The organism is Lysinibacillus sphaericus (genome assembly GCF_002982115.1).
GTDB lineage: Bacteria > Bacillota > Bacilli > Bacillales_A > Planococcaceae > Lysinibacillus > Lysinibacillus sphaericus.
Genome location: NZ_CP019980.1, coordinates 4201066 through 4222564, shown reverse-complemented (window position 1 = coordinate 4222564; position 21499 = coordinate 4201066). Strand labels below are relative to the sequence as shown.

Annotated in this window: 17 protein-coding genes; all 17 read left to right on the top strand. The window is 39.0% G+C overall.

Annotation, left to right across the window (positions count from 1 at the left end):
• Positions 1-422: 422 nt before the first annotated feature.
• Complete coding sequence (locus tag LS41612_RS20625) at positions 423-2618, top strand: DNA topoisomerase III (protein ID WP_024362789.1); 2196 nt, start codon at positions 423-425, stop codon at positions 2616-2618.
• Positions 2619-3512: 894 nt separating this feature from the next.
• Positions 3513-5591: a serine hydrolase domain-containing protein gene (locus LS41612_RS20620; protein WP_024362790.1), complete on the top strand. Its 2079-nt coding sequence runs from the start codon at positions 3513-3515 to the stop codon at positions 5589-5591.
• A 409-nt stretch (positions 5592-6000) separates the two neighbouring features.
• Positions 6001-6651 carry a TetR/AcrR family transcriptional regulator gene (locus tag LS41612_RS20615; protein WP_024362791.1) on the top strand — a complete coding sequence of 217 codons (651 nt, stop codon included), beginning with the start codon at positions 6001-6003 and terminating at the stop codon, positions 6649-6651.
• 88 nt (positions 6652-6739) lie between these two features.
• Positions 6740-7882: an acyl-CoA dehydrogenase gene (locus LS41612_RS20610; RefSeq protein WP_024362792.1), complete on the top strand. Its 1143-nt coding sequence runs from the start codon at positions 6740-6742 to the stop codon at positions 7880-7882.
• Between the two features lie 31 nt (positions 7883-7913).
• Positions 7914-9554: an AMP-binding protein gene (locus LS41612_RS20605; RefSeq protein WP_024362793.1), complete on the top strand. Its 1641-nt coding sequence runs from the start codon at positions 7914-7916 to the stop codon at positions 9552-9554.
• A 15-nt stretch (positions 9555-9569) separates the two neighbouring features.
• Positions 9570-10928 carry an acetyl-CoA carboxylase biotin carboxylase subunit gene (locus LS41612_RS20600; RefSeq protein WP_024362794.1) on the top strand — a complete coding sequence of 453 codons (1359 nt, stop codon included), beginning with the start codon at positions 9570-9572 and terminating at the stop codon, positions 10926-10928.
• Between the two features lie 180 nt (positions 10929-11108).
• Positions 11109-11321 carry an acetyl-CoA carboxylase biotin carboxyl carrier protein subunit gene (locus LS41612_RS20595; RefSeq protein ID WP_024362795.1) on the top strand — a complete coding sequence of 71 codons (213 nt, stop codon included), beginning with the start codon at positions 11109-11111 and terminating at the stop codon, positions 11319-11321.
• Between the two features lie 12 nt (positions 11322-11333).
• The gene (locus tag LS41612_RS20590; protein ID WP_024362796.1) at positions 11334-12251 is read left to right on the top strand and encodes a hydroxymethylglutaryl-CoA lyase; all 918 of its coding nucleotides are present in this window, start codon (positions 11334-11336) and stop codon (positions 12249-12251) included.
• Complete coding sequence (locus LS41612_RS20585; protein WP_024362797.1) at positions 12248-13033, top strand: enoyl-CoA hydratase; 786 nt, start codon at positions 12248-12250, stop codon at positions 13031-13033. Before LS41612_RS20590 ends, LS41612_RS20585 begins: the two co-directional genes overlap by 4 nt.
• A gap of 24 nt (positions 13034-13057) precedes the next feature.
• Positions 13058-14596 (top strand): acyl-CoA carboxylase subunit beta, encoded by a 1539-nt coding sequence (locus LS41612_RS20580; protein WP_024362798.1) that lies wholly within the window; start codon positions 13058-13060, stop codon positions 14594-14596.
• A 124-nt stretch (positions 14597-14720) separates the two neighbouring features.
• Positions 14721-15293 carry a VanZ family protein gene (locus LS41612_RS20575; RefSeq protein ID WP_024362799.1) on the top strand — a complete coding sequence of 191 codons (573 nt, stop codon included), beginning with the start codon at positions 14721-14723 and terminating at the stop codon, positions 15291-15293.
• 348 nt (positions 15294-15641) lie between these two features.
• Positions 15642-16427: a putative metalloprotease CJM1_0395 family protein gene (locus LS41612_RS20570; RefSeq protein WP_024362800.1), complete on the top strand. Its 786-nt coding sequence runs from the start codon at positions 15642-15644 to the stop codon at positions 16425-16427.
• Positions 16428-16450: 23 nt separating this feature from the next.
• A complete protein-coding gene (gene ybaK, locus LS41612_RS20565; RefSeq protein ID WP_024362801.1) occupies positions 16451-16945 on the top strand; it encodes a Cys-tRNA(Pro) deacylase in 495 nt (164 codons plus the stop codon).
• A 134-nt stretch (positions 16946-17079) separates the two neighbouring features.
• Positions 17080-18156 carry a hypothetical protein gene (locus LS41612_RS20560; protein ID WP_024362802.1) on the top strand — a complete coding sequence of 359 codons (1077 nt, stop codon included), beginning with the start codon at positions 17080-17082 and terminating at the stop codon, positions 18154-18156.
• A 227-nt stretch (positions 18157-18383) separates the two neighbouring features.
• Complete coding sequence (locus LS41612_RS20555) at positions 18384-19583, top strand: glycine C-acetyltransferase (protein WP_029747246.1); 1200 nt, start codon at positions 18384-18386, stop codon at positions 19581-19583.
• A 239-nt stretch (positions 19584-19822) separates the two neighbouring features.
• Positions 19823-20833: a methionine ABC transporter ATP-binding protein gene (locus tag LS41612_RS20550; protein ID WP_024362804.1), complete on the top strand. Its 1011-nt coding sequence runs from the start codon at positions 19823-19825 to the stop codon at positions 20831-20833.
• Complete coding sequence (locus LS41612_RS20545; RefSeq protein ID WP_024362805.1) at positions 20826-21494, top strand: methionine ABC transporter permease; 669 nt, start codon at positions 20826-20828, stop codon at positions 21492-21494. Before LS41612_RS20550 ends, LS41612_RS20545 begins: the two co-directional genes overlap by 8 nt.
• The last annotated feature ends 5 nt before the right edge of the window (positions 21495-21499 follow it).

Genomic DNA, 21499 nt, shown 5'->3' with positions numbered 1-21499 from the left:
AATGTTTAATTATAAAACCTTAAAGGAATACAATATAGGCAAATATGAGGGATGGAACGATGAATGATGCAACAGTTAAAAGTTTTACTAGTTTATGTACATTTTACTAGATGAAAAAAAGAAAATTCAAGACGCAACTAATCATTTCACACAACTTTTCCTCTACAGCCCATTGAATATTGAACCAGTTGTTTGCAATGTGAAACTACATTTTCATATGAAAATTGTCGTTAAACTAGACTGCCTAGCTGCTCCTGATAAATTAGCAGCCTTCCTATGCATACTTAAAATCATTCTTTAATATTTTTGAAAATTCCACTCATCACCTTAGTAGGACTTCTAAGTAAGAGTGGCTAAAAAAATATAACGCTTTACTTGTGGTATATTTAACATGACAGATGTAAGTAAAGGAGTATGAAAATATGGCAAAAAGTTTAGTAATTGCCGAAAAACCATCCGTTGCGCGTGACATCGCAAATGTACTAAAATGCACAAAAAAAGGGAATGGTTTTTTAGAAGGCGACAAATATATTGTGACGTGGGCACTGGGACATCTTGTAACATTAGCGGACCCAGAAGCATATGACGTGAAGTATAAAACATGGAATTTAGAAGATTTACCAATGCTTCCGGAACGCATGAAATTGGTTGTAATGAAGCAAACAGGTAAACAATATAATGCGGTGAAATCGCAACTAACTCGAAATGATGTAAAAGAAATAATTGTAGCTACAGATGCTGGGAGAGAGGGCGAATTAGTAGCACGCTGGATCATTGAAAAAGCAAACACTAAAAAGCCAATCAAACGTCTATGGATTTCTTCTGTAACCGACAAAGCAATTAAAGAGGGCTTTGACAATCTTAAACCAGGCAAAAATTATGAAAATCTATATCATGCTGCTGTAGCTCGTAGTGAAGCTGACTGGTATATCGGATTGAATGCAACACGTGCTTTAACAACACGTTTTAATGCACAATTAAACTGCGGGCGTGTCCAAACACCTGTTGTTGCCATGGTTGCAGCTCGCGAAGAAGAAATTAAAAATTTTAAACCTCAAACATATTACGGTATTGAAGCAAAAACAAAAGATAATTTAAAACTTACTTGGCAAGATGCAAAAGGCAATAGCCGTAGCTTTGAAAAAGGTAAAATCGATACCATCGTTAAAAAACTAGGTAACAACAACGCAAAGGTAATTGAAGTAGAGCGTAAGCCTAAAAAATCGTTTGCACCTGGGCTGTATGATTTAACAGAATTACAACGCGATGCGAATAAAATTTTTGGTTACTCTGCGAAAGAAACTTTAAATATTATGCAAAAGCTATATGAGCAACATAAAGTATTAACGTATCCTCGTACTGATTCACGATATATTTCAAGCGATATCGTAGCAACGTTACCAGAACGTCTAAAAGCATGCGGAATTGGCGAATACCGCCCGTTTGCTAATAAAATTTTATCTAAACCTATAAAAGCAACTAAAGCGTTTGTAGACGATGCTAAAGTTTCTGATCACCATGCGATCATTCCAACTGAAGAATACGTAAATTTCGCAAACTTTAATGATAAAGAACGTAAGATTTATGATTTAGTTGTAAAACGTTTCTTAGCGGTATTTTTCCCAGCACATGAATTTGAACAATTAACGTTACGCGCGAAAATTAGTGATGAAAATTTTGTTGCAAAAGGAAAAACAATTACTGTAGCTGGTTGGAAGGAGGTATATGAAAACCGCTTTGATGATGAGGAATCGAATGACGACTTAAAAGAGCAAGTTTTCCCTCGAATCGAAAATGGCACAACATTAGAAGTTCATTTAATTGCACAAACAACGGGTCAAACAAAGCCCCCAGCACGTTTTAATGAAGCAACATTACTATCTGCGATGGAAAACCCGACAAAGTATTTAGAGAGTAATGATAAACAGTTAGCCGATACTTTAAAATCAACGGGGGGATTAGGTACTGTAGCAACGCGTGCCGATATTATTGATAAGCTTTTTAATTCCTTTATGATTGAGCAACGAGGCGGTAAAGAAATTTATATTACTTCAAAAGGTCGCCAGCTATTAGATTTAGTGCCTGAAGAATTACGCTCACCTGCAACGACTGCTGAATGGGAACAAAAGTTGGAGTTGATTGCAAAAGGGAAATTGAAGAAAGAAGTATTTATCAATGAAATGAAGCAACACACGAAAAAAATAGTTGCAGAAATCAAATCAAGCGATAAGAAGTATAAACATGATAATATTTCAACGAAATCATGCCCTGATTGCAACAAACCAATGCTTGAAGTGAACGGTAAGAAAGGTAAGATGCTTGTATGCCAAGATCGTGAATGTGGATACAAGAAAAATGTAGCTCGCATAACGAACGCTCGTTGTCCTCAATGTAAGAAAAAACTAGAGTTACGTGGTGAAGGCGATGGTCAAATCTTCGTATGCAAATGCGGACATCGTGAAAAATTATCTGCCTTTGAAGCTCGTCGCAAAAAAGAAGGTGGCGGAAAAGTGGATAAGCGAAGTGTACAAAAGTATTTGAAACAACAAGCAAAAGAAGAAGAACCTTTGAATAATCCGTTTGCAGATCTATTAAAAGGCTTTAACTCTGATAATTAAATCATCGGAAGATTTAGGACTATGGGCAAATTCAATAGAATTTGCCCATAGACTGTTAACTAGTAGAAATTTAGTTTTCATTCTGGCAAATATGTTTCAATATCGGTACCACTAATAAATTGACCTAAACCAGAAGCTTCTCGATGTAAAAAATAAATCTTTGCAGCATATCGTAGGTCTATTATATTCTAAAGACATTGGTATGGTATTTAGAATATTACTAGCTAACAAACAGCTAAACGAGGCATAGAATCGCTATTTAACGTAGCGCTCTTAATGAAATACATGCATTTGATTTGCTCCCTGTTGGATAGCCAGATTAATCTGTTTATCCAACAGGGAGATATTTTTTTAGGATTAAGCTATATATTTTATATGTACATAAAGGTAGAAACAACAAATTATTAGTAATAAAATTCCCTAACCAATGTTCGAGGGCATTTTGTAGAAAATCTCCGTCCCCCAATCCGTATTTTGGAATTTTGCCTAACGTTAGTAAAGTAATATTCTTAGCTCCACGCTCCATTTCTTTTCAATAAGAAGTTTGTAGTCCATATTTTTCTGCTAGTTCTTCTTACTTTTCAATTACTCTCAAACACCAACTCTCTCCACTAACAGTTATTTTAATCACCGCACTTAAAGACTATGTGAACGGAGGACATAAGAAAATTAACATCATCTCCACGCTATAGTGGAGAGATTTTTTTGTTTGATATTTATATTAATAGAAATATTTGACTGTAATAACAAAACTGTGTTATCTTGTGTATAACAGATTTGCTGTGGATATTTACCAAATTAGTTGGAAGGAGAGGTTCTGATCTAGATTAGTTGAGCTATACTGCTAAACAAGGTAGAAGCAATGAAATTGATTACTTATCTAAGGGGGCAATTATGAAAAATAAACTATCTGCGGTGTTAGCCGCTACACTAGCATTATCAATAAGTCTACCAACTGGGGCGTTGGCGTTTTCTAACAGTCAGACTGCGGTTGTGGCTAGCCAAGAATTAGCTAGTCAAGAACTAAAAAAGATTGCGGAAGAGAAGGCTGCGCTAATTACGAATTCCTATGAGACGACTAGCGTGCAGTATGCGCTAATTGATAATGGTAAACTTGTTTTGTCAGGTCAGACAGGCAAGAATGATATGGAAGGGAAACAGCCGCTGACTAAAGATACTTTATACGGGATTGGTTCAGTCAGTAAAATGTATGCAACTGCAGCTGTTATGAAATTGGTCGATGAAGGAAAAGTCGATTTGGATGAACCTGTTGTCCACTATATTCCTGATTTCAAGATGAAAGATGAGCGTTACAAAAGCATTACGCCACGTATGCTATTAAACCACTCCTCTGGCTTGCAAGGTAGTACGTTTACTAATACTTTTTTATTTAACGATAATGATACTTATGCCCATGATAACTTGTTACGCCAATTGTCCAACCAACAATTGAAGGCTGATCCTGGCGCGTTCTCAGTATACTGCAACGACGGTTTTACGCTAGCCGAGATAATGGTTGAAAGAGTCAGCGGTATGAGCTTTACGGAATTTATCCATCAACAGTTTACAGAACCTTTAAAGCTAAATCATACGAAAACGCCACAGGACGAATGGGAAAATGATAAGCGGGCAGGACTTTATTTTCCAACATATCAAGGACAGCTTCCACCTGAATCAGTGAATGTGATTGGTACGGGAGGGATTTCTTCCACTGCCGAAGATGTTGTGCAATTCTCACAAATATTTATGGGACAGGAAAAAGGAATCCTCTCTGACAAGGCAGTTCAGGCGATGGAGCAAGAGGAATATAAAAAAGGAATGTGGCCAGAGGATGGAGATAGTATTATCAACTATGGTCTTGGTTGGGATAGTGTGAAACTATATCCATTTAATGAATATGGGATAAAAGGTTTGGCTAAAGGCGGCGACACGAGATTGCAACATGCTTCACTGGTCGTACTTCCTGAACAGAAGATGGCAATGGCTGTGTTATCATCTGGCGGTAGCAGTATGACAAATCAACTAATGGCGACTGAAATACTGCTCGCGGCGCTTAAAGAGAAGGGCACAATTAAGGACATCAAGCCGAGTAAATCCTTTGGCAAGCCAGTCAAGGACAAAATGCCTGAAGACCTAGCAAAGAATGCAGGTTTTTACGGCAATAGTTCCGGTCATTTCAAAATAGAAATTACGAAGAATGACGAACTAATCTTGCCAACTAATCCAGAAGAAAAATATATATATACTGCCGATGGAAGCTTTATGAATGAGAATGGTACCGCCAAGCTTAACTTCGTCACGGAGAAGAATGGACGAACTTATTTGAAGGAGAGCACATATTCGTCTCTGCCAGATTTAGGGCAAATAGCAATTACGCATTATGTAGCCGAGAAACTTGAAGACAATGTGCTACCGAAGGAAACAGCTGCCGCATGGGCAAAGCGAGAAGGTGTCAAGTTTTATCTTGTGAGTGAGAAATTTAGTTCTTTGCTATATTTTGCACCAATCGTGCCTATCCAAATTAATAGCAAGGAAGCGATGGAAGGCTATTGGGGAAGCAGTAAGATTACAGGCCCTAACACGGCGATGCATCAGCTCCAAATACCTGTGATGGGTGGACGTGATACGACGGAAACCCGTTTCTATACAGAAGGTGACGATGAATATTTAGAGATGTCCGGATTTTTATACGTAAGTGAATCCAACTTAAAACCGCTTGATGCAAGCCAATCATCCAAAGTTACACTACAAGCAAATGGACATGCGAGCTGGTTTACAATCCCGGAAGCGTTAGCAGGGAAAACGATGACGGTGGAGTTGCCATCAAATAGTTCGTTTGCGGTGTATGATGACAAGGGATTATGTATTAATTTTACTGTTGTAAATGGCAATAACAAAGTAAAACTGCCGAAGAACGGAACGGTTGTATTTGCTGGTGCATCGAATTCGGAATTTGCAATCACGTTGAACTAGCTACAATTCAAGAGGGACTTCAACAAAACCAGTAGGACATCGGAAAGATGTTTTGCTGGTTTTGTTTGTATAAGGTTATATCAGCGTGCTACTTTCGGCATCGACACCAACGCCTCGAGGTATTTTTTATAAATTGTTTGAGTGACTGGCACGCAAGTAATGAATTTTAAATGGTGTGCATACAGTTATTGTATGTGTTTTGTGGAAGTGGTACATTATTTTATTCTGTTTAATGTAGTTTATTTTCTTTTTAATGTCATTAAAATTCTTTTTTAAACTAGACAGTGATTTTTTGTGATGCTATATTTAGAGTGTCATAGTTTTTATAATTAGGAAAATTAAGAAAATGTTAGTCCTAGTTATAGGGAACAAAGGGGTAAGTGTTATAAAAGAAGGATGATAGATGCCTATGGTAAAAAAAACGTTAAAACAAAGAATTGTAGATGCTTCTGTAGTACTGTTTCAGCAAGATGGCTATCACAATGTAACAGTTGAACGCATTGTGGAGTATATTGGCGCATCAAAAGGTGGGTTTTATCATAATTTTAAATCGAAAGATGAACTGTTGTATGAGGTTCATGACGTGTTTATTTCCTATGTGATTAAACAGTCACAGGAAGCGTATGACAAATACGATACACCGATTAAACGCTTATGTGCAATGCTTCAAACGTTGACCCAAGTGTTTGATGTATACCAATCTCATATTACCGTATTTTATGAGGAAAGCCGTTCTTTATCAGAAGAATATAGTGCAATCATTCATAAGAAGCGGGATCAATATCGGGATATTTTACAAAAGGTAATTGAAGAAGGGCAACAGACAAAGGATTTTCGTGCTGAATTGCCTTGTACAATTGTAACAATGGCCATTGTAGGGATGATTAACTGGACATATATGTGGTTTAAACAAACGGGTCCGTTAACAATGGAGGAAATTACAGAAGTATTTACAGATATGATATTACGAGCAATTGTGACAGACCAAGCTATGGAAGAAGCAACTCAATTTATGGTAAAGATGAAGCCAGAAGAACAAGCTGGTTTTATTAATGTTTAGTACAGACCGACTAGTCGGTCTAAATATTGTGTAACTGTCGTCTGAATGAATTCCGCTATGGCAAATTGGATATTAGGGGGAAATGGGAATGAACTTTGAACTAACGAAAGAGCAAGCGATGATTCGAGACATGGTACGTGATTTTGCAGAGAAAGAGATTAAACCTTATGCTCGTGAAGTCGACGAGACATCAACAATGAGAATAGAAAGCTTTGAAAAAATGGCTGAGCTAGGCTTATTAGGTATCCCGTTTCCAGAGGAATATGGTGGTTCTGGAGGAGACACGGTTTCCTATGCAATAGCTGTTGAAGAAATTGGACGTGCGTGTGGTGGTACGGGTTTAAGCTATGCAGCAGCAGTAAGCTTAGGCGCTGCTCCTATTTATAATTTTGGTACGGAAGAGCAAAAGCGTGAATGGCTTGTTCCTTTAGCGAAAGGGGAAACATTAGGTGCTTTCGGCTTAACGGAACCTAATGCGGGGTCTGATGCTGGCGGTACCCGTACAACAGCAGTTATAGATGGTGATGATTACGTTATTAACGGAGAAAAATGCTGGATTACCAATGCAGGTCATGCGCGCCAAATTATTGTCACGGCAGTAACAGGTAAACGTGAAGATGGCAAAAAAATCATTTCATCCATTATTGTGCCAACGAATACGCCTGGTGTCACAATCAATTGTAATTATGACAAGATGGGTGTGCGTGGTTCCAATACTTGTGAAATTATTTTGCAAAATGTTCGCGTACCAAGAACGAATTTATTAGGGGACGAAAAACGTGGATTCAGTCAATTTTTAAATACATTGGATGGTGGCCGTATTTCCATAGCTGCGCTATCAGTCGGCATTGCACAATCTGCATATGAAAAAGCATTAAAGTATGCCAATGAACGAGAGCAGTTTGGGGCACCAATCGCCAAGTTTCAAGCAATACAGTTTAAGTTGGCAGATATGGCAATGGAAATTGAGCTAGCTCGTACGCTAGTACATAAAGCAGCGTGGCTTAAAGATCAGAAAAAACCATTTGCTAAAGAGGCAGCGATGGCGAAATTATTTGCTTCTGAGATGGGCTTCCGTACTTGTAATCAAGCCATTCAAATTCATGGTGGTTCAGGTTATATGAAGGAATATGATGTAGAACGTCATTTGCGTGATATTAAGTTAATGGAAATCGGTGAAGGAACATCTGAAATTCAACGTCTCGTTATTTCTCGTCTAATTGGCTGTTAAAAATTAAATAGCATATTGAAGGGGGATTTTCATGGCAGAACTTGTGTATCAAACAATTGGTCAATTGCTCGATGAACAGGCTAAAAAATATCCTAAACATGAAGCGCTAGTGTATGCAGACAGAGACTTGCGGTTGACTTATGAGGAGTTAAATCAGCAAAGTCGTTTAGTGGCAAGGGGGTTACTGGCCCTTGGAATTGAAAAAGGAGACCATATTGCCGTGTGGACAACAAATGTTCCAGAGTGGGTACAGTTACAGTTTGGTACAGGAAAAATGGGTGCGCCAATTGTCACTGTTAACACCAATTATCGTGCCCATGAACTGGAATATTTACTAAGACAATCCGATGCAAAGACGATTATTTTAATCGAAAATTTTCGTGACCATTCTTTTATTCATACACTCCAAGAAATATGTCCTGAGCTTGAACATTGTGAACCAGGTAATTTGCAATCGAAGCGACTACCTCTATTAAAAAATGTTATTTTAATTGGCGAAACAAAGTACCCAGGTGTCCTGAATTGGTCAGATGTATTGGCATCTGCAAAGCAAGTAACAGAGCAACAATTAGATCAAATACAGGCTTCATTACATTATGATGATGTCATTAATATTCAATATACTTCAGGTACAACGGGTTTTCCAAAAGGTGTTATGTTAACACATTATAACCTAGTTAATAATGCCGTTAACATCGCTGAATGTATGCGTCTAACTTCAGCAGATCGTTTATGTATTCCTGTGCCATTTTTCCATTGTTTCGGCTGTGTCATCGGTACACTAGCCATTACGACAAGTGGTGGAACAATGGTCCCAGTACAAGAATACGCACCTGCGGAAGTGTTACGAACAGTTGAAAAAGAGAAATGTACAGCATTACACGGTGTACCAACAATGTTTATAAGTGAATTGAATTTGCAGAATTTTTCGTCATACGACTTATCGACATTGCGTACGGGTGTAATGGCAGGCTCTAATTGCCCAATCGAAGTCATGAAAGCGGTCATCGAAAAAATGGGGATGACTGACATAACCATTTGTTATGGTCAAACGGAATCTTCACCTGTTATTACACAAACACGAGCAGATGATCCATTCCATTTAAAAGTAGAGACAGTAGGTCGAGCATTACCAAATCTAGAAGTTAAAATTGTTGTTCCTGGTACAGATGTGGAAGCGCCGATAAATGAGCAAGGTGAGCTTTGTACAAGAGGCTACCATGTGATGAAAGGCTATTATAACAACCAAGAAGAAACCCAACTTGCAATCGATCAAGACGGTTGGCTGCATACGGGTGATTTAGCGACGATGGATGAGGATGGTTATGTCAGAGTAACAGGTCGTTTGAAGGACATGATTATTCGTGGTGGAGAAAATTTATATCCACGTGAAATTGAAGAATTTCTATACACGTTCCCAAAAATTGAAGATGTGCAGGTCGCTGGTGTTCCCGATCCTAAGTATGGAGAAGAAGCGGCAGCATGGATTATTTTACGAGAAGGGGAACAGGCGACAGAAGAAGAAATTCGAGCATTTTGTCGAGATAAAATTTCTAAACATAAAATTCCAAGACATATTTTCTTTATCGATAGCTACCCAATGACTGCTTCAGGAAAAGTACAGAAATTTAAGCTACGCGAAGAATTTTTGGCAGCAGTGAAGGTGAAATAGGAAGGGGGCAACAAAATGTTTAAAAAAGTATTAATTGCCAACCGTGGTGAAATTGCTAGACGGGTTATACGCACATGTAAGCGATTAAATATTCTAACGGTTGCGATCTATTCCGAGGCGGATGCAGAAAGTTTACATGTCAAAGATGCGGACGAAGCATACTGCGTAGGTAAACCACCTGTTGTACAAAGCTATTTAAATATTGAACGCATTCTTGAAATCGCCAAGGAAAGCGGTGCTGATGCCATACATCCAGGGTATGGCTTACTATCAGAGAACGCCGATTTTGCCAAACGTTGTGCGGAAGCAGGACTCGTATTTATTGGACCAAGTGCAACTGTGATTGCGTCAATGGGCAGTAAATTAGAAGCGCGTAAAACGATGAAAGCTGCTGGTGTACCGATTGTAGAAGGGGTAGAGGCGCCTGTTAAAGATGTAACAGAAGCAGTTGAAATTGCTGCACGCTTAGGTTATCCCATTATGCTTAAAGCCTCTGCTGGTGGTGGTGGCATCGGCATGCAACTGGTGGCAGATGCAGAAGAGCTCGCAAAAGCATTCGAGGGTAATCAGAAACGTGCACAATCATTTTTCGGTGATGGCACGATGTATATGGAACGTTTTATTGCGAATCCACATCATGTGGAAGTGCAAATTATTGCAGATAGCAAAGGCAATGTCGTTCCGTTGTTTGAACGAGAATGCTCCATTCAACGACGCAATCAAAAAGTGGTGGAGGAAGCTCCCTCTCCATTCATCTCTGAAGAGACGAGAGCAAGGATGTTAGAAGCTTCTGTACAGGCGGCGAAGCACATCGGTTATGTCAATGCAGGAACAATTGAATATTTAGTCGATGCAGAGCAAAATTTTTATTTCTTAGAGATGAATACACGCTTGCAAGTCGAGCATCCCGTCACAGAAGAAATAACAAAACTAGATCTTGTGGAAGAGCAATTGAAAGTAGCTGCGGGACAGTCATTGAGCTTTACGCGTGACAGCATTGATAAACAGGGGCATGCCATTGAAGTACGAATTTATGCAGAAAACCCTACAACGTTTTTCCCGTCTCCAGGCAAAATTACAGAACTGGTATTGCCAATAGGTGAAGGCATTCGACATGAATGCGGTGTAGAAGCAGGCACAACGGTAACTCCTTTCTATGATCCAATGATTAGTAAATTAATCGTTTGGGGAGATACGCGGACAATTGCATGTCAACGCCTTATACAGGCACTAAAAGAATATAAAATTGAAGGAATTCAAACAAATATACCGATGCTTTTGAAAACTGTCAGTCACGAGCAATTTTTACAAGGGCATACAACAACAAAATTTGTCGAGGAATTCTATTTACCACAATTAACAGAAACAAAATAAGATATGAGCATTCGGCATGCGTGCTTTAAAGTACGAGATGACGAAAAGATGTTTTCATACTGAGTAGCTTATGCAAAGCGTGGAGTGAGTAAGCGTGCGTTACAAAATGATAATCAATGTATGGATGTAAGTGTGATTTAAGCACTTAAATACAGTCATTAACAATTTGGAGGGGTTAATATGGCAACAGTAAAAGCAAGCATGGCAGGAACAGTATGGAAAATCGTAGTGGCAGAAGGAGAAAAGGTGACAGCTGGGCAAGATGTTGCGATTTTAGAGTCGATGAAAATGGAGATTCCGATTGCCGCTGAAGAGGATGGCATTGTCTCAAAAATCATCGCGAATGAGGGCGATTTTATTAACGTAGATGATGATATTTTAGAAATTGAATAGGGAGGCATTTCTATGCAATTACCGAAGCATGTTACGTTGAAGGAAGTTGGTCCTCGTGATGGCCTGCAAAATGAAAAGGTACACATCGCAACTGAAGATAAAATACAGCTAGTCAATTTACTTAGTCAGTCGGGATTAAATTATATAGAAGTAACGTCTTTCGTTCATCCGAAGTGGATTCCACAATTGGCAGATGCGGTAGAAGTGTTGCAAGCGATTAAACGAGAAAAAGATATAACGTACGCAGCCCTTGTGCCGAATATGCGAGGACTAGAACGTGCATTGCAAGCGGGTATTGATGAAGCAAGCATTTTTATGTCGGCAAGTGAAAGTCATAACCAAAAAAATATTAACAAAACGATACTTGAAACATTGCCGATTTTAAAGGAAGTAGTTATTGGGGCAAAGGCTGCAAACAAGCACGTACGCGGTTACATCTCAACAGTAATTGGTTGCCCTTACGAGGGTTACATACACCCAGAAAAGGTTTTACAAGTTACAGATAAATTATTAGAAATGGGCGTTGATGAAATATCACTAGGGGATACAATCGGCGTCGGCGTACCGACACAAGTTGAGTATCTTTTAGAAGAGCTGTTAAAGAGATATCCGGTTGAAAAATTTGCCATGCATTTTCATGATACGCGTGGTACAGCACTTGCCAATATTACGAAATCCTTAGAAATGGGGATTACAAAATTTGATAGTTCCCTTGGTGGTTTAGGAGGTTGTCCTTATGCAAAAGGGGCAACCGGCAATGTTGCCACAGAAGATTTGCTGTATCTATTAGACGGCATGGGCATAGCAACCAGCGTTAACATGGAAAAGTTGCTAGATGCTGTACGATTTATCGAACAGAGGCTAGGGAAGGACGTTGCATCTAAGCAAATGGCAATTGTTCGTAATGAAGGGAGTGCGAATGTCACGTGACACAACAGCTCGTTCAATTTGATGTATTACCAGGTAATATCGGGCTTATTACACTTTCTAGACCCGAAGCTGCAAATGCCATGTCTGTACAATTACTAAACGACCTTAGTGCGACACTAGATAAAATAAATGCTGATCCAGTAGTGCGGGTTGTTTTACTAACAGGTGCAGGAGAAAAGGCGTTTTGTGCAGGTGCTGATTTAAAAGAACGCAATGGTATGTCCGACCGACAAGTAAAACAAATTGTGCAACAAATCGGCACAACAATTGCTAAAGTTGAAGCATTGGCGCAACCTGTGATTGCCGTATTAAATGGCGTTGCATTTGGGGGCGGGCTAGAACTTGCTTTAGCTTGCGATTTACGGGTAGCAGCTACACATACAAAAGTGGGACTTACTGAAACCTCTCTTGGTATTATACCTGGGGCAGGAGGAACACAGCGCTTACCGCGACTAATCGGCATTGGAAAAGCAAAGGAACTCATTTATACAGCACGTCGAATCGATGCCGTGGAAGCACAGCGTTTTGGTATTGTGGAATATGTCTATGAGGGGCATGAAGTGCAGGAAAGAGCGCTTCAACTTGCACTGGAAATGGCGAAAAATGCGCCGCTATCATTGATTCAGGCGAAAAATGCTATCAATAATGGGATGGAAGTAGATTTGGCTACAGGTTTGAAAATTGAATCATTGGCCTATAGTGCACTTATTCCAACTGAAGATCGTTTGGAGGGCTTACAAGCATTCCAAGAAAAAAGAGCACCGCAATACTTAGGGAAGTAATGGACTGCAAAGGGGGAATGGAACATGAGTAATATCTCTACAGAAAACACATCCAATGCGATGAAAGATCAAATTTTAGCAGGGGGTTTGCCAAAATATCACGATAAAAATGCACAACAAGGCAAGCTATTTGTCCGAGAGCGCTTGGAATTATTATTAGATGATGGACTTCAATCAGAGGATGGCCTGTACGCAAACTGTTTAGCAGGTGATTTACCGGCAGATGGTGTCATTACGGGTATTGGTAAAATCCATGGTCGTACAGTATGTGTGTTAGCCAATGATTCAACCATTAAAGCTGGATCTTGGGGAAAACGAACTGTCGAAAAAATGATTCGTATTCAAGAAACGGCAGAGAAGCTAAATTGTCCATTATTTTATTTAGTCGATTCGGCAGGTGCGCGTATTACAGACCAACTAGAGATGTTCCCAGGGCGTCGTGGCGCAGGACGTATTTTCTACAATCAGGTGAAGCTTTCTGGTAAAGTGCCACAAATTTGCTTGTTGTTTGGGCCTTCAGCAGCAGGTGGCGCTTATATTCCTGCATTTTCTGATATTGTGGTGATGGTGGAAGGTAATGCTTCCATGTATTTAGGGTCACCGCGTATGGCGGAAATGGTGATTGGTGAAAAGGTAGATTTAGAGACAATGGGTGGCGCGAAAATGCACTGTTCCGTATCTGGCTGTGGGGACGTGCTTGTAAAAACAGAGCAGGAAGCGATTGCTTATGCTCGTAAATACTTGAGCTATTTTCCGAATAACTATGCTGAGCGTAGCAAAGTTGAAGCACCAAAGCCACCAGCATCTTTTGAAAAATCAATTGAAGACTTAATACCTAAAAATCAGAACTCGCCGTTTGATATGTATCAGCTAATTGATCGATTGATTGATGAAGATTCATTTTGTGAAATAAAGAAATTATTTGCTTCAGAATTAATAACAGGGCTTGGGCGCATTAATGGACAATCAGTAGGGATTATAGCTAACCAACCACGTGTGAAGGGTGGCGTATTGTTCCACGATTCGGCAGATAAAGCGGCAAAATTTATTTCGTTATGTGATGCTTTTAATATACCGCTTATTTTCCTCGTAGATGTTCCTGGCTTTATGATTGGCACACAAGTTGAAAAGGCGGGTATTATCCGTCATGGTGCCAAAATGATTTTTGCCATGAGTGAGGCAACTGTACCAAAGCTAACTGTAATTGTTCGCAAGGCGTATGGCGCGGGACTCTATGCTATGGCAGGCCCAGCCTTTGAACCGGATTGTTGTATTGCCTTATCGAGCGCACAAATTGCGGTAATGGGTCCAGAGGCAGCGATAAATGCAGTATATGCCAATAAAATTGCTGAATTGCCAAAAGAAGAACAAGCTAGCTTTATTGCGGAAAAACGGAAAGAGTATCAAGAGGAAATTGACATTTATCGCTTAGCTTCTGAGCTAATTATTGATGATGTCATTGAGCCGAATGACTTACGTAGAGCACTTGAAACACGTTTGGAGTTGTATATGTCAAAATACTTGTTATTTTCACAACGAAAACATGGTGTAAATCCTGTCTAAGAGGATTTACTTAAATGCACCCAGTTCATGCTGGTGTGCATTTTTTGATATATTTCACCTCTTGCATGGAGATGGTCAGACATATTAAAATATGGGATGGATAAGAGGAAGTGAGTGAATTAGCATGGTAAAAAATAATATACCTAGTATTCAAGATGATGCCAAGCTACCATTACCATATCGCGCGTGGATTGATACGTATTACATACAGCTTAAAGTAATAGGCTGGGTATTTTTCAGCTTTTACACATTTATCGCCTTTTACAAATTAGTCATTAATCGCTTAGTGAATGTCAGTGTTAGTTTGTTCCGAGGCGAAAATTCTTTAAGTGAAATTGGTTTATTTGATTATAGTAGCTGGCGCGTAACGACAAATTTTATACCGTTTGAAACGATTTTACGTTATATCAACTACTCCCAATATTTTAATTTAGATTTAATTATCCTAAACTTATTAGGCAATTTGTTAATATTTACACCGATGGGCTTTTTGTTACCATTACTATCAAAGCGCTTTCGGAAGGTGTGGATTGTAGTTTGCGCAGGCTTTTTCTCAAGCCTTACTGTGGAAACAGTCCAGTTTATATTCAGGGTAGGTTCTGCGGATGTCGATGACTTGATTTTAAATACGCTAGGCGCTTGGTTTGGATACTTAGCTTACAAATGTATTCTCATTTTTCCAAAAAGAAACGTTTAAAAAAGAAGAGAAAAAACAGTCCGTTTATGTATGGGCTGTTTTTTATTGTTACGTTTACACTATTTACCACGTGTTTAAAGTGATAAAATTTATTGAAACTAAATTATAAAGTAATAAAGAAATGGAATGTTCACTGAAAAAATGGATTTACGCGGTGTCTTTTTACCTATATTATATTTAGATTATTGTTTCTTTAGGAGGTTAGTATCAATTTGTACTTGAATTTATAATGGAAAATTCCGATAATAAGAGTACAGAATGCTTTTGTTCGAATAAAAATCGTTATGAGTGAATTGTTCATATTTACGATGTAACTTGCATATTAAAAAAGAAAGTCGAGGTGATATTATGAAACTATCAAATGTAATAGAACAAGAAAGACAATCAGCCTTTTATAATCGAAAAAAGATTCTTCAGCGTAAAGAGGCTGGTGATGCTTATCGTAAAAATGCACAGTATTTCCAACCGAAAAAAAATCCCATTTTGCAAGAGCTCGAAAATCTTTTATTAGGACGCACAGATCAAGATTTATATGAGCAACATAAAGAAGAAGCGAAAGATGTAACGCCACAACAACAAGCTATGATTCAAGACTTACAACAAGCAGAGAAAAGTGTAAGAGCACATGAGCAAGCTTATAAAGCAGTTGGCGGTGAGGCTGATGACTCGTTATTGCCTTCAGAAGTGAATGCTGAGGGATCTGTAGCATTAGACGATTCATCGATTGTTGCACTTGATAAAGATAGTGGTGATGTTGATACGTTGCAAATTTTACAGCAGGTTCGAAGTGCTGCACTTGCGCCAACTGTCCCATCTTCACAGGATTTACGTGTAGCGGCTAGTGCAGATACTCAAATACAACAAATTCAGGCAATGTTAAATGGACTAGAGCTGGAAGAAGCGGCTCTAGATCCAGCTTATGTTACAGAAACGGTAGATGTAAAGGTGCCAGAGCGATTTGCGAAGGCATTGAAATTGGACCCATTTGCAGATACAATTTTCGGTAAGAGTTATGAAGAGGCGTTGAAGGCACGAACATTTAAACTGGCGTCTGCAACATATGCAGCACACATTAAAATGGCTAAAAACGGTTATCTTTTTGGGGATAACGCGTTGTTTTCAATGACAGCTTAATGGTGTAGATAGGGGAATTGACTGTGGCAAAGGCAAAGCATACGAAAACAAATGCGATTAGACTATTAGAGCAGCAAAAAATACAATTTGATGTATTGGAATACGAAACAGGTGATGGTCAAGTAGATGGGGTTTCAGTGGCTGAAAAAATTGGTCATCCTGTGTCCTGTGTCTTTAAAACATTAGTCGCAAAGGCAAGCGCTCAACAGCTATTTGTTTTTGTCATTCCAGTTGCGGAAGAATTGGATTTAAAAGCTGCGGCTAAAGTAGTTGGAGAGAAGAAGATTGAGATGCTAGCAGTAAAGGAGCTTCTAGGTTATACAGGCTATATTCGTGGTGGCTGCTCACCTGTCGGCATGAAAAAACTGTATCCGACGGTTGTGGATGCATCTGCACGGGAGCAAGGAAGTATTATTGTAAGTGCAGGAAAAATCGGCATGCAAATGCATATACAACTAGATGATTTACTCGCCGTAACAAAGGCGCAACTGGCACCAATTACAACTATCCAAGAATAATCTTGGATAGTTTTTTTAGTGTCAGGCACTCACACAATTCTCACACAATTCTCATACAATTAGAGCTAGCTCCCTTTCATTTTTCTCTGTGATAGTTCATATACTGTCATGGCATAAAAAAAGGAGGAGCGACATTGAACGGAAATGTGACCTACTATTTTGGACACGCACTTACAGGGCAAGGAATCAAACATTTATATAAAGAAATGATGGACGAAGCAGAACTTGTTTACGTTCTGCAAGGCGCATCAACGTTTAAAGGGTCAGAGCTTCTGAAGGAGCTTGGTTATTTTTATGTAAAACAGGGCTTTGCAGTAGAGTGGTTTCAACACGCATTGTTAGAGAACGTAATAGAAGGAGTATTTGTTAGAGGTTGTAATCGACTTTTTATTTGGACTTCAACATGGGGCATTGAACCAACTTTACTTGGTACGAAGCATCGCGTGCTGTCCTTTTATGATTGCCTAGAAGAACAACAGCTTGAAAAAATAGGTGAAAAGCTGGCTGTTGCGATAAAAGAGCGAGATTTGTGGCGTGAGAAGTGTATTACAATGCTTGAAATTGCAAAAAAAATACATGATGACTGGGAAGTAGTCACGCAAAGTTGCATGGATTGGCAAGCGTTAGATGAACAAGTTGCCCGTTTAAAGTCAACTATTTTTCAATCCATCGTGTTAAATAAAACAGGCCGACGTACACATCGATTATTAGGAACACTTACACCTCGTGGAGCAGAAAATACAGTAGACAGCATGACAAAAAATTTAACAAGACGATTGATGATTAAAGGGAAGCCCGGTACAGGTAAATCTTCATTAATGAAAGGATTGGCTGATGAAGCAAATGCAAGGGGATTAGATGCACAAATTGTTTGGTGTGGCTTAGATGCTGGATCAGTGGATATGGTCATCATACCAGAATTAAATTTTTGTATATTTGATAGCACAGAACCGCATGTATTTAATCCGCAGGATGGAAGATTAGGCGATGAAATTTTTGATATGGGTCAGCATTGTAAGCTATCAGAGCAAGCCGAAGCTCAAATTGAAGATATCCGTGTGAAATATAAAAGCGCCATGCAAGATGCAATTGGCTATACGACGCGTTATGCTGAAGCGGAGAAAACGATTCGCCAGCTAATGGATCATTGTGTATCGACTGCGATATGGCGTGAAAAAACAGCACCTTTATTTGAAAGATTAGCAAAGTAATTTATTCTAATTGCACGCTTATGCTACACTATGAGTAGACTAGTCGATCTTCAATTAATAGCTAATTGCTCAAGAAATATCGATGCAAGTGACCCCTTAGTTGCAAAGATGTTCAAAAGCCAGCTAAATGAAGAGAATGCCTCTGGCTGAAGCCTTGGATTTTACAATGCATGCATGTACTAAAATCCGAATATTATGACGCCGAGAAGAAATGAATTGTAGAAAGGATGATACTCTTGTCTAAAGTACTAAACGCATTTTTAGATGAAAACTTACAAGCCTTACGAGATCAAGGCTTATACAATGAAATTGACGCAGTAGAAGGCGCAAATGGACCAATTATTCAGGTTCGAGGTCAGCATCTCATCAATCTTTCCTCTAATAACTATCTCGGCTTAGCAACAAATGAGCAATTAAAGCGAATTGCTAAAGAAGCAACAGAACAATATGGTGTAGGCGCAGGGGCTGTTCGTACAATTAACGGCACGCTCGATCTACACGTTAAATTAGAAGAAAAGCTCGCTGAATTTAAAGGAACGGAAGCGGCGATTTCCTATCAATCGGGCTTCAACTGTAATATGGCGGCTATTTCAGCTGTTATGGATAAAAACGATGCGATTTTATCAGATCAATTAAACCATGCGTCGATTATTGATGGATGTCGCTTATCGCGCGCGAAAATTATTGCCTACAATCACTCGGATATGGAGGATTTACGCGCAAAGGCAAAAGAAGCGACAGAATCAGGTTTGTATAATAAAGTGATGGTCATTACGGATGGCGTATTCTCAATGGATGGGGATATTGCCAAACTGCCTGAAATCGTAGAAATTGCCAAGGAATTTGATTTAATTACGTATGTCGATGATGCACATGGTTCAGGTGTGACAGGCAAAGGCAAAGGTACGGTAAAACATTTCGGGCTTGAAAAAGAAATCGACTTCCAAATCGGCACGTTGTCAAAGGCAATTGGCGTAGTCGGTGGTTATGTAGCTGGTAAGAAAAATTTAATTGACTGGCTGAAAGTACGTTCTCGTCCATTTTTATTCTCAACGGCATTACCACCAGGTGATGTTGCGGCCATTACAGCAGCAGTGCAAATGCTTATTGACTCAACAGAGCTACATGATAAGCTATGGGAAAATGGCGACTACTTAAAAGCAGGATTAGCAAAGTTAGGCTTCAATATTGGTGACTCTGAAACACCGATTACACCATGTATTATTGGGGATGAAAAGCTTACACAAGCGTTCTCACGTCGCTTATTTGAGGAAGGCGTTTATGCAAAATCTATCGTTTTCCCAACTGTTCCAAAAGGCACTGGGCGTGTCCGTAATATGCCGACAGCGGCTCATACAAAAGAAATGCTAGACAATGCATTGGCGATTTACGAAAAAGTAGGTCGTGAACTAGGTGTAATTAAATAATAAAGACAGAGCGCTATTGTTCAATTTGAACAATAGTGCTCTTTTTTTTCTTGCATTGTTAGTTTTACTGTGAAATTTCGAGATATTGCTCAATATTCATCGTTTTAAACGGAAATTAGATAATGAGGGATAAGCTTATTGTCGAAAGAGATTGACAAATAACATAATTCAAACTATTCTATAAAACATATTAGAATAGTAGGTTTTTAGATATTGAATAATTGAGTAAGGAGAACAATATGCTCGAATTCCGTAATGTATCAAAAGTTTATAGCGCAAAGAAAAAAGAGGTTGTTGGTGTAGATAATGTATCCTTAACAATTAATAGTGGTGATATTTTCGGTATTGTAGGCTATTCGGGGGCGGGGAAAAGTTCCCTCCTGCGTTGTATAAATCTACTAGAACGACCTACTAGTGGTGAAATATTAATAAATGGTAAGGATTTAACGAAGCTATCCCGAAATGAACTGCGTTTAGCCCGTTTAAAAATCGGCATGATATTCCAGCATTTTTATTTAATCAGTCAAAAAACAGTTGGTGAAAATATTGCCTTTGCTTTAAAAGCAGCGAGTATGCCAGCCAATGCGATTCCTGCTCGAGTGGATGAGCTACTAGAGATGGTTGGTTTAGCAGAAAAACGAGATGTTTATCCTGCACAGCTTAGTGGTGGTCAAAAACAAAGAGTAGGTATTGCTAGAGCTTTAGCAAACAATCCGGCGATGTTGCTATGCGATGAAGCAACATCAGCTCTCGATCCAAAAACGACAGTGTCAATTTTACGATTATTAAAGGAAATAAATAAAAAGTTAGGCATTACAATTGTCCTTATTACACATGAAATGGATGTTGTGAAGGAAATTTGTAATCGTATGGCTGTGATGCAGGACGGAAAAGTGATAGAAGAAGGGGATGTGTATGATATTTTTGCCAGTCCCCAAAAGATATTAACACAGGAGTTTATTAGTAGTGTTGTATCTTTTGATATTCCAAAAACAATTCTAAAAGATGTACGGGGTCAAATCGTTAAAATTTTATTCAAAGGAAATGTTGCAGGTGAAGGGGTTATTTCAGATACGATGCAACGTTTTGAGGTAAAAGGGAATTTCCTTCATGGCACAATCGAGTACATTCAAGAGCGACCACTGGGTATTTTTTTAATGGAGCTACAAGGTGAGGACAGCGAGTTAGCGAAAGCTAGGGCCTATATGACCGAACGTGGTGCGATTGTGGAGGTGGTTTTGCATGTTTGATGTTACACATTTAATAGATATGGTTCCAGATCTATTAAAGGCCTTTCAAGAAACCATTATTATGATTGGTATTTCCTTATCTGTGTCGATTGTATTAGGTCTACCACTGGGTATTTTATTATTCGTTACGGATAAGGGATTGTTTTGGGAAAATCGATTGATTAAAAGCGTATTTGGCTTTGCGGTGAACTTGATTCGTTCGATTCCATATATCATTTTATTGGTTGCTTTATTCCCGTTGACGAAGTTGCTTGTTGGACAAACAATTGGACCCATTGCAGCAAGTGTTTCATTATCGGTTGCAGCCATTCCGTTTTTTGCACGTTTAGTGGAAACGTCGTTACGAGAAATTGATAAAGGGGTAATAGAAGCGTCTATTGCAGTAGGAGCAACGCCGTGGATGATAATTAAGGATGTCTTAATTCCTGAAGCAAAATCAAGCATTATTCAAGCAGTGACAGTCACGGTGATTAGTTTAGTAGCTTTCTCTGCAATGGCAGGTGTAGTTGGTGGTGGTGGTATTGGTGATTTAGCCATTCGATTCGGCTACTACCGTTATGATAATACAATTATGATTGCTACCGTTGCGATACTCATTTTGCTCGTGCAAGCGATACAAATTGCAGGTGACTGGTTTGCAAAATCAATTGATAAAAGATAAAAAGA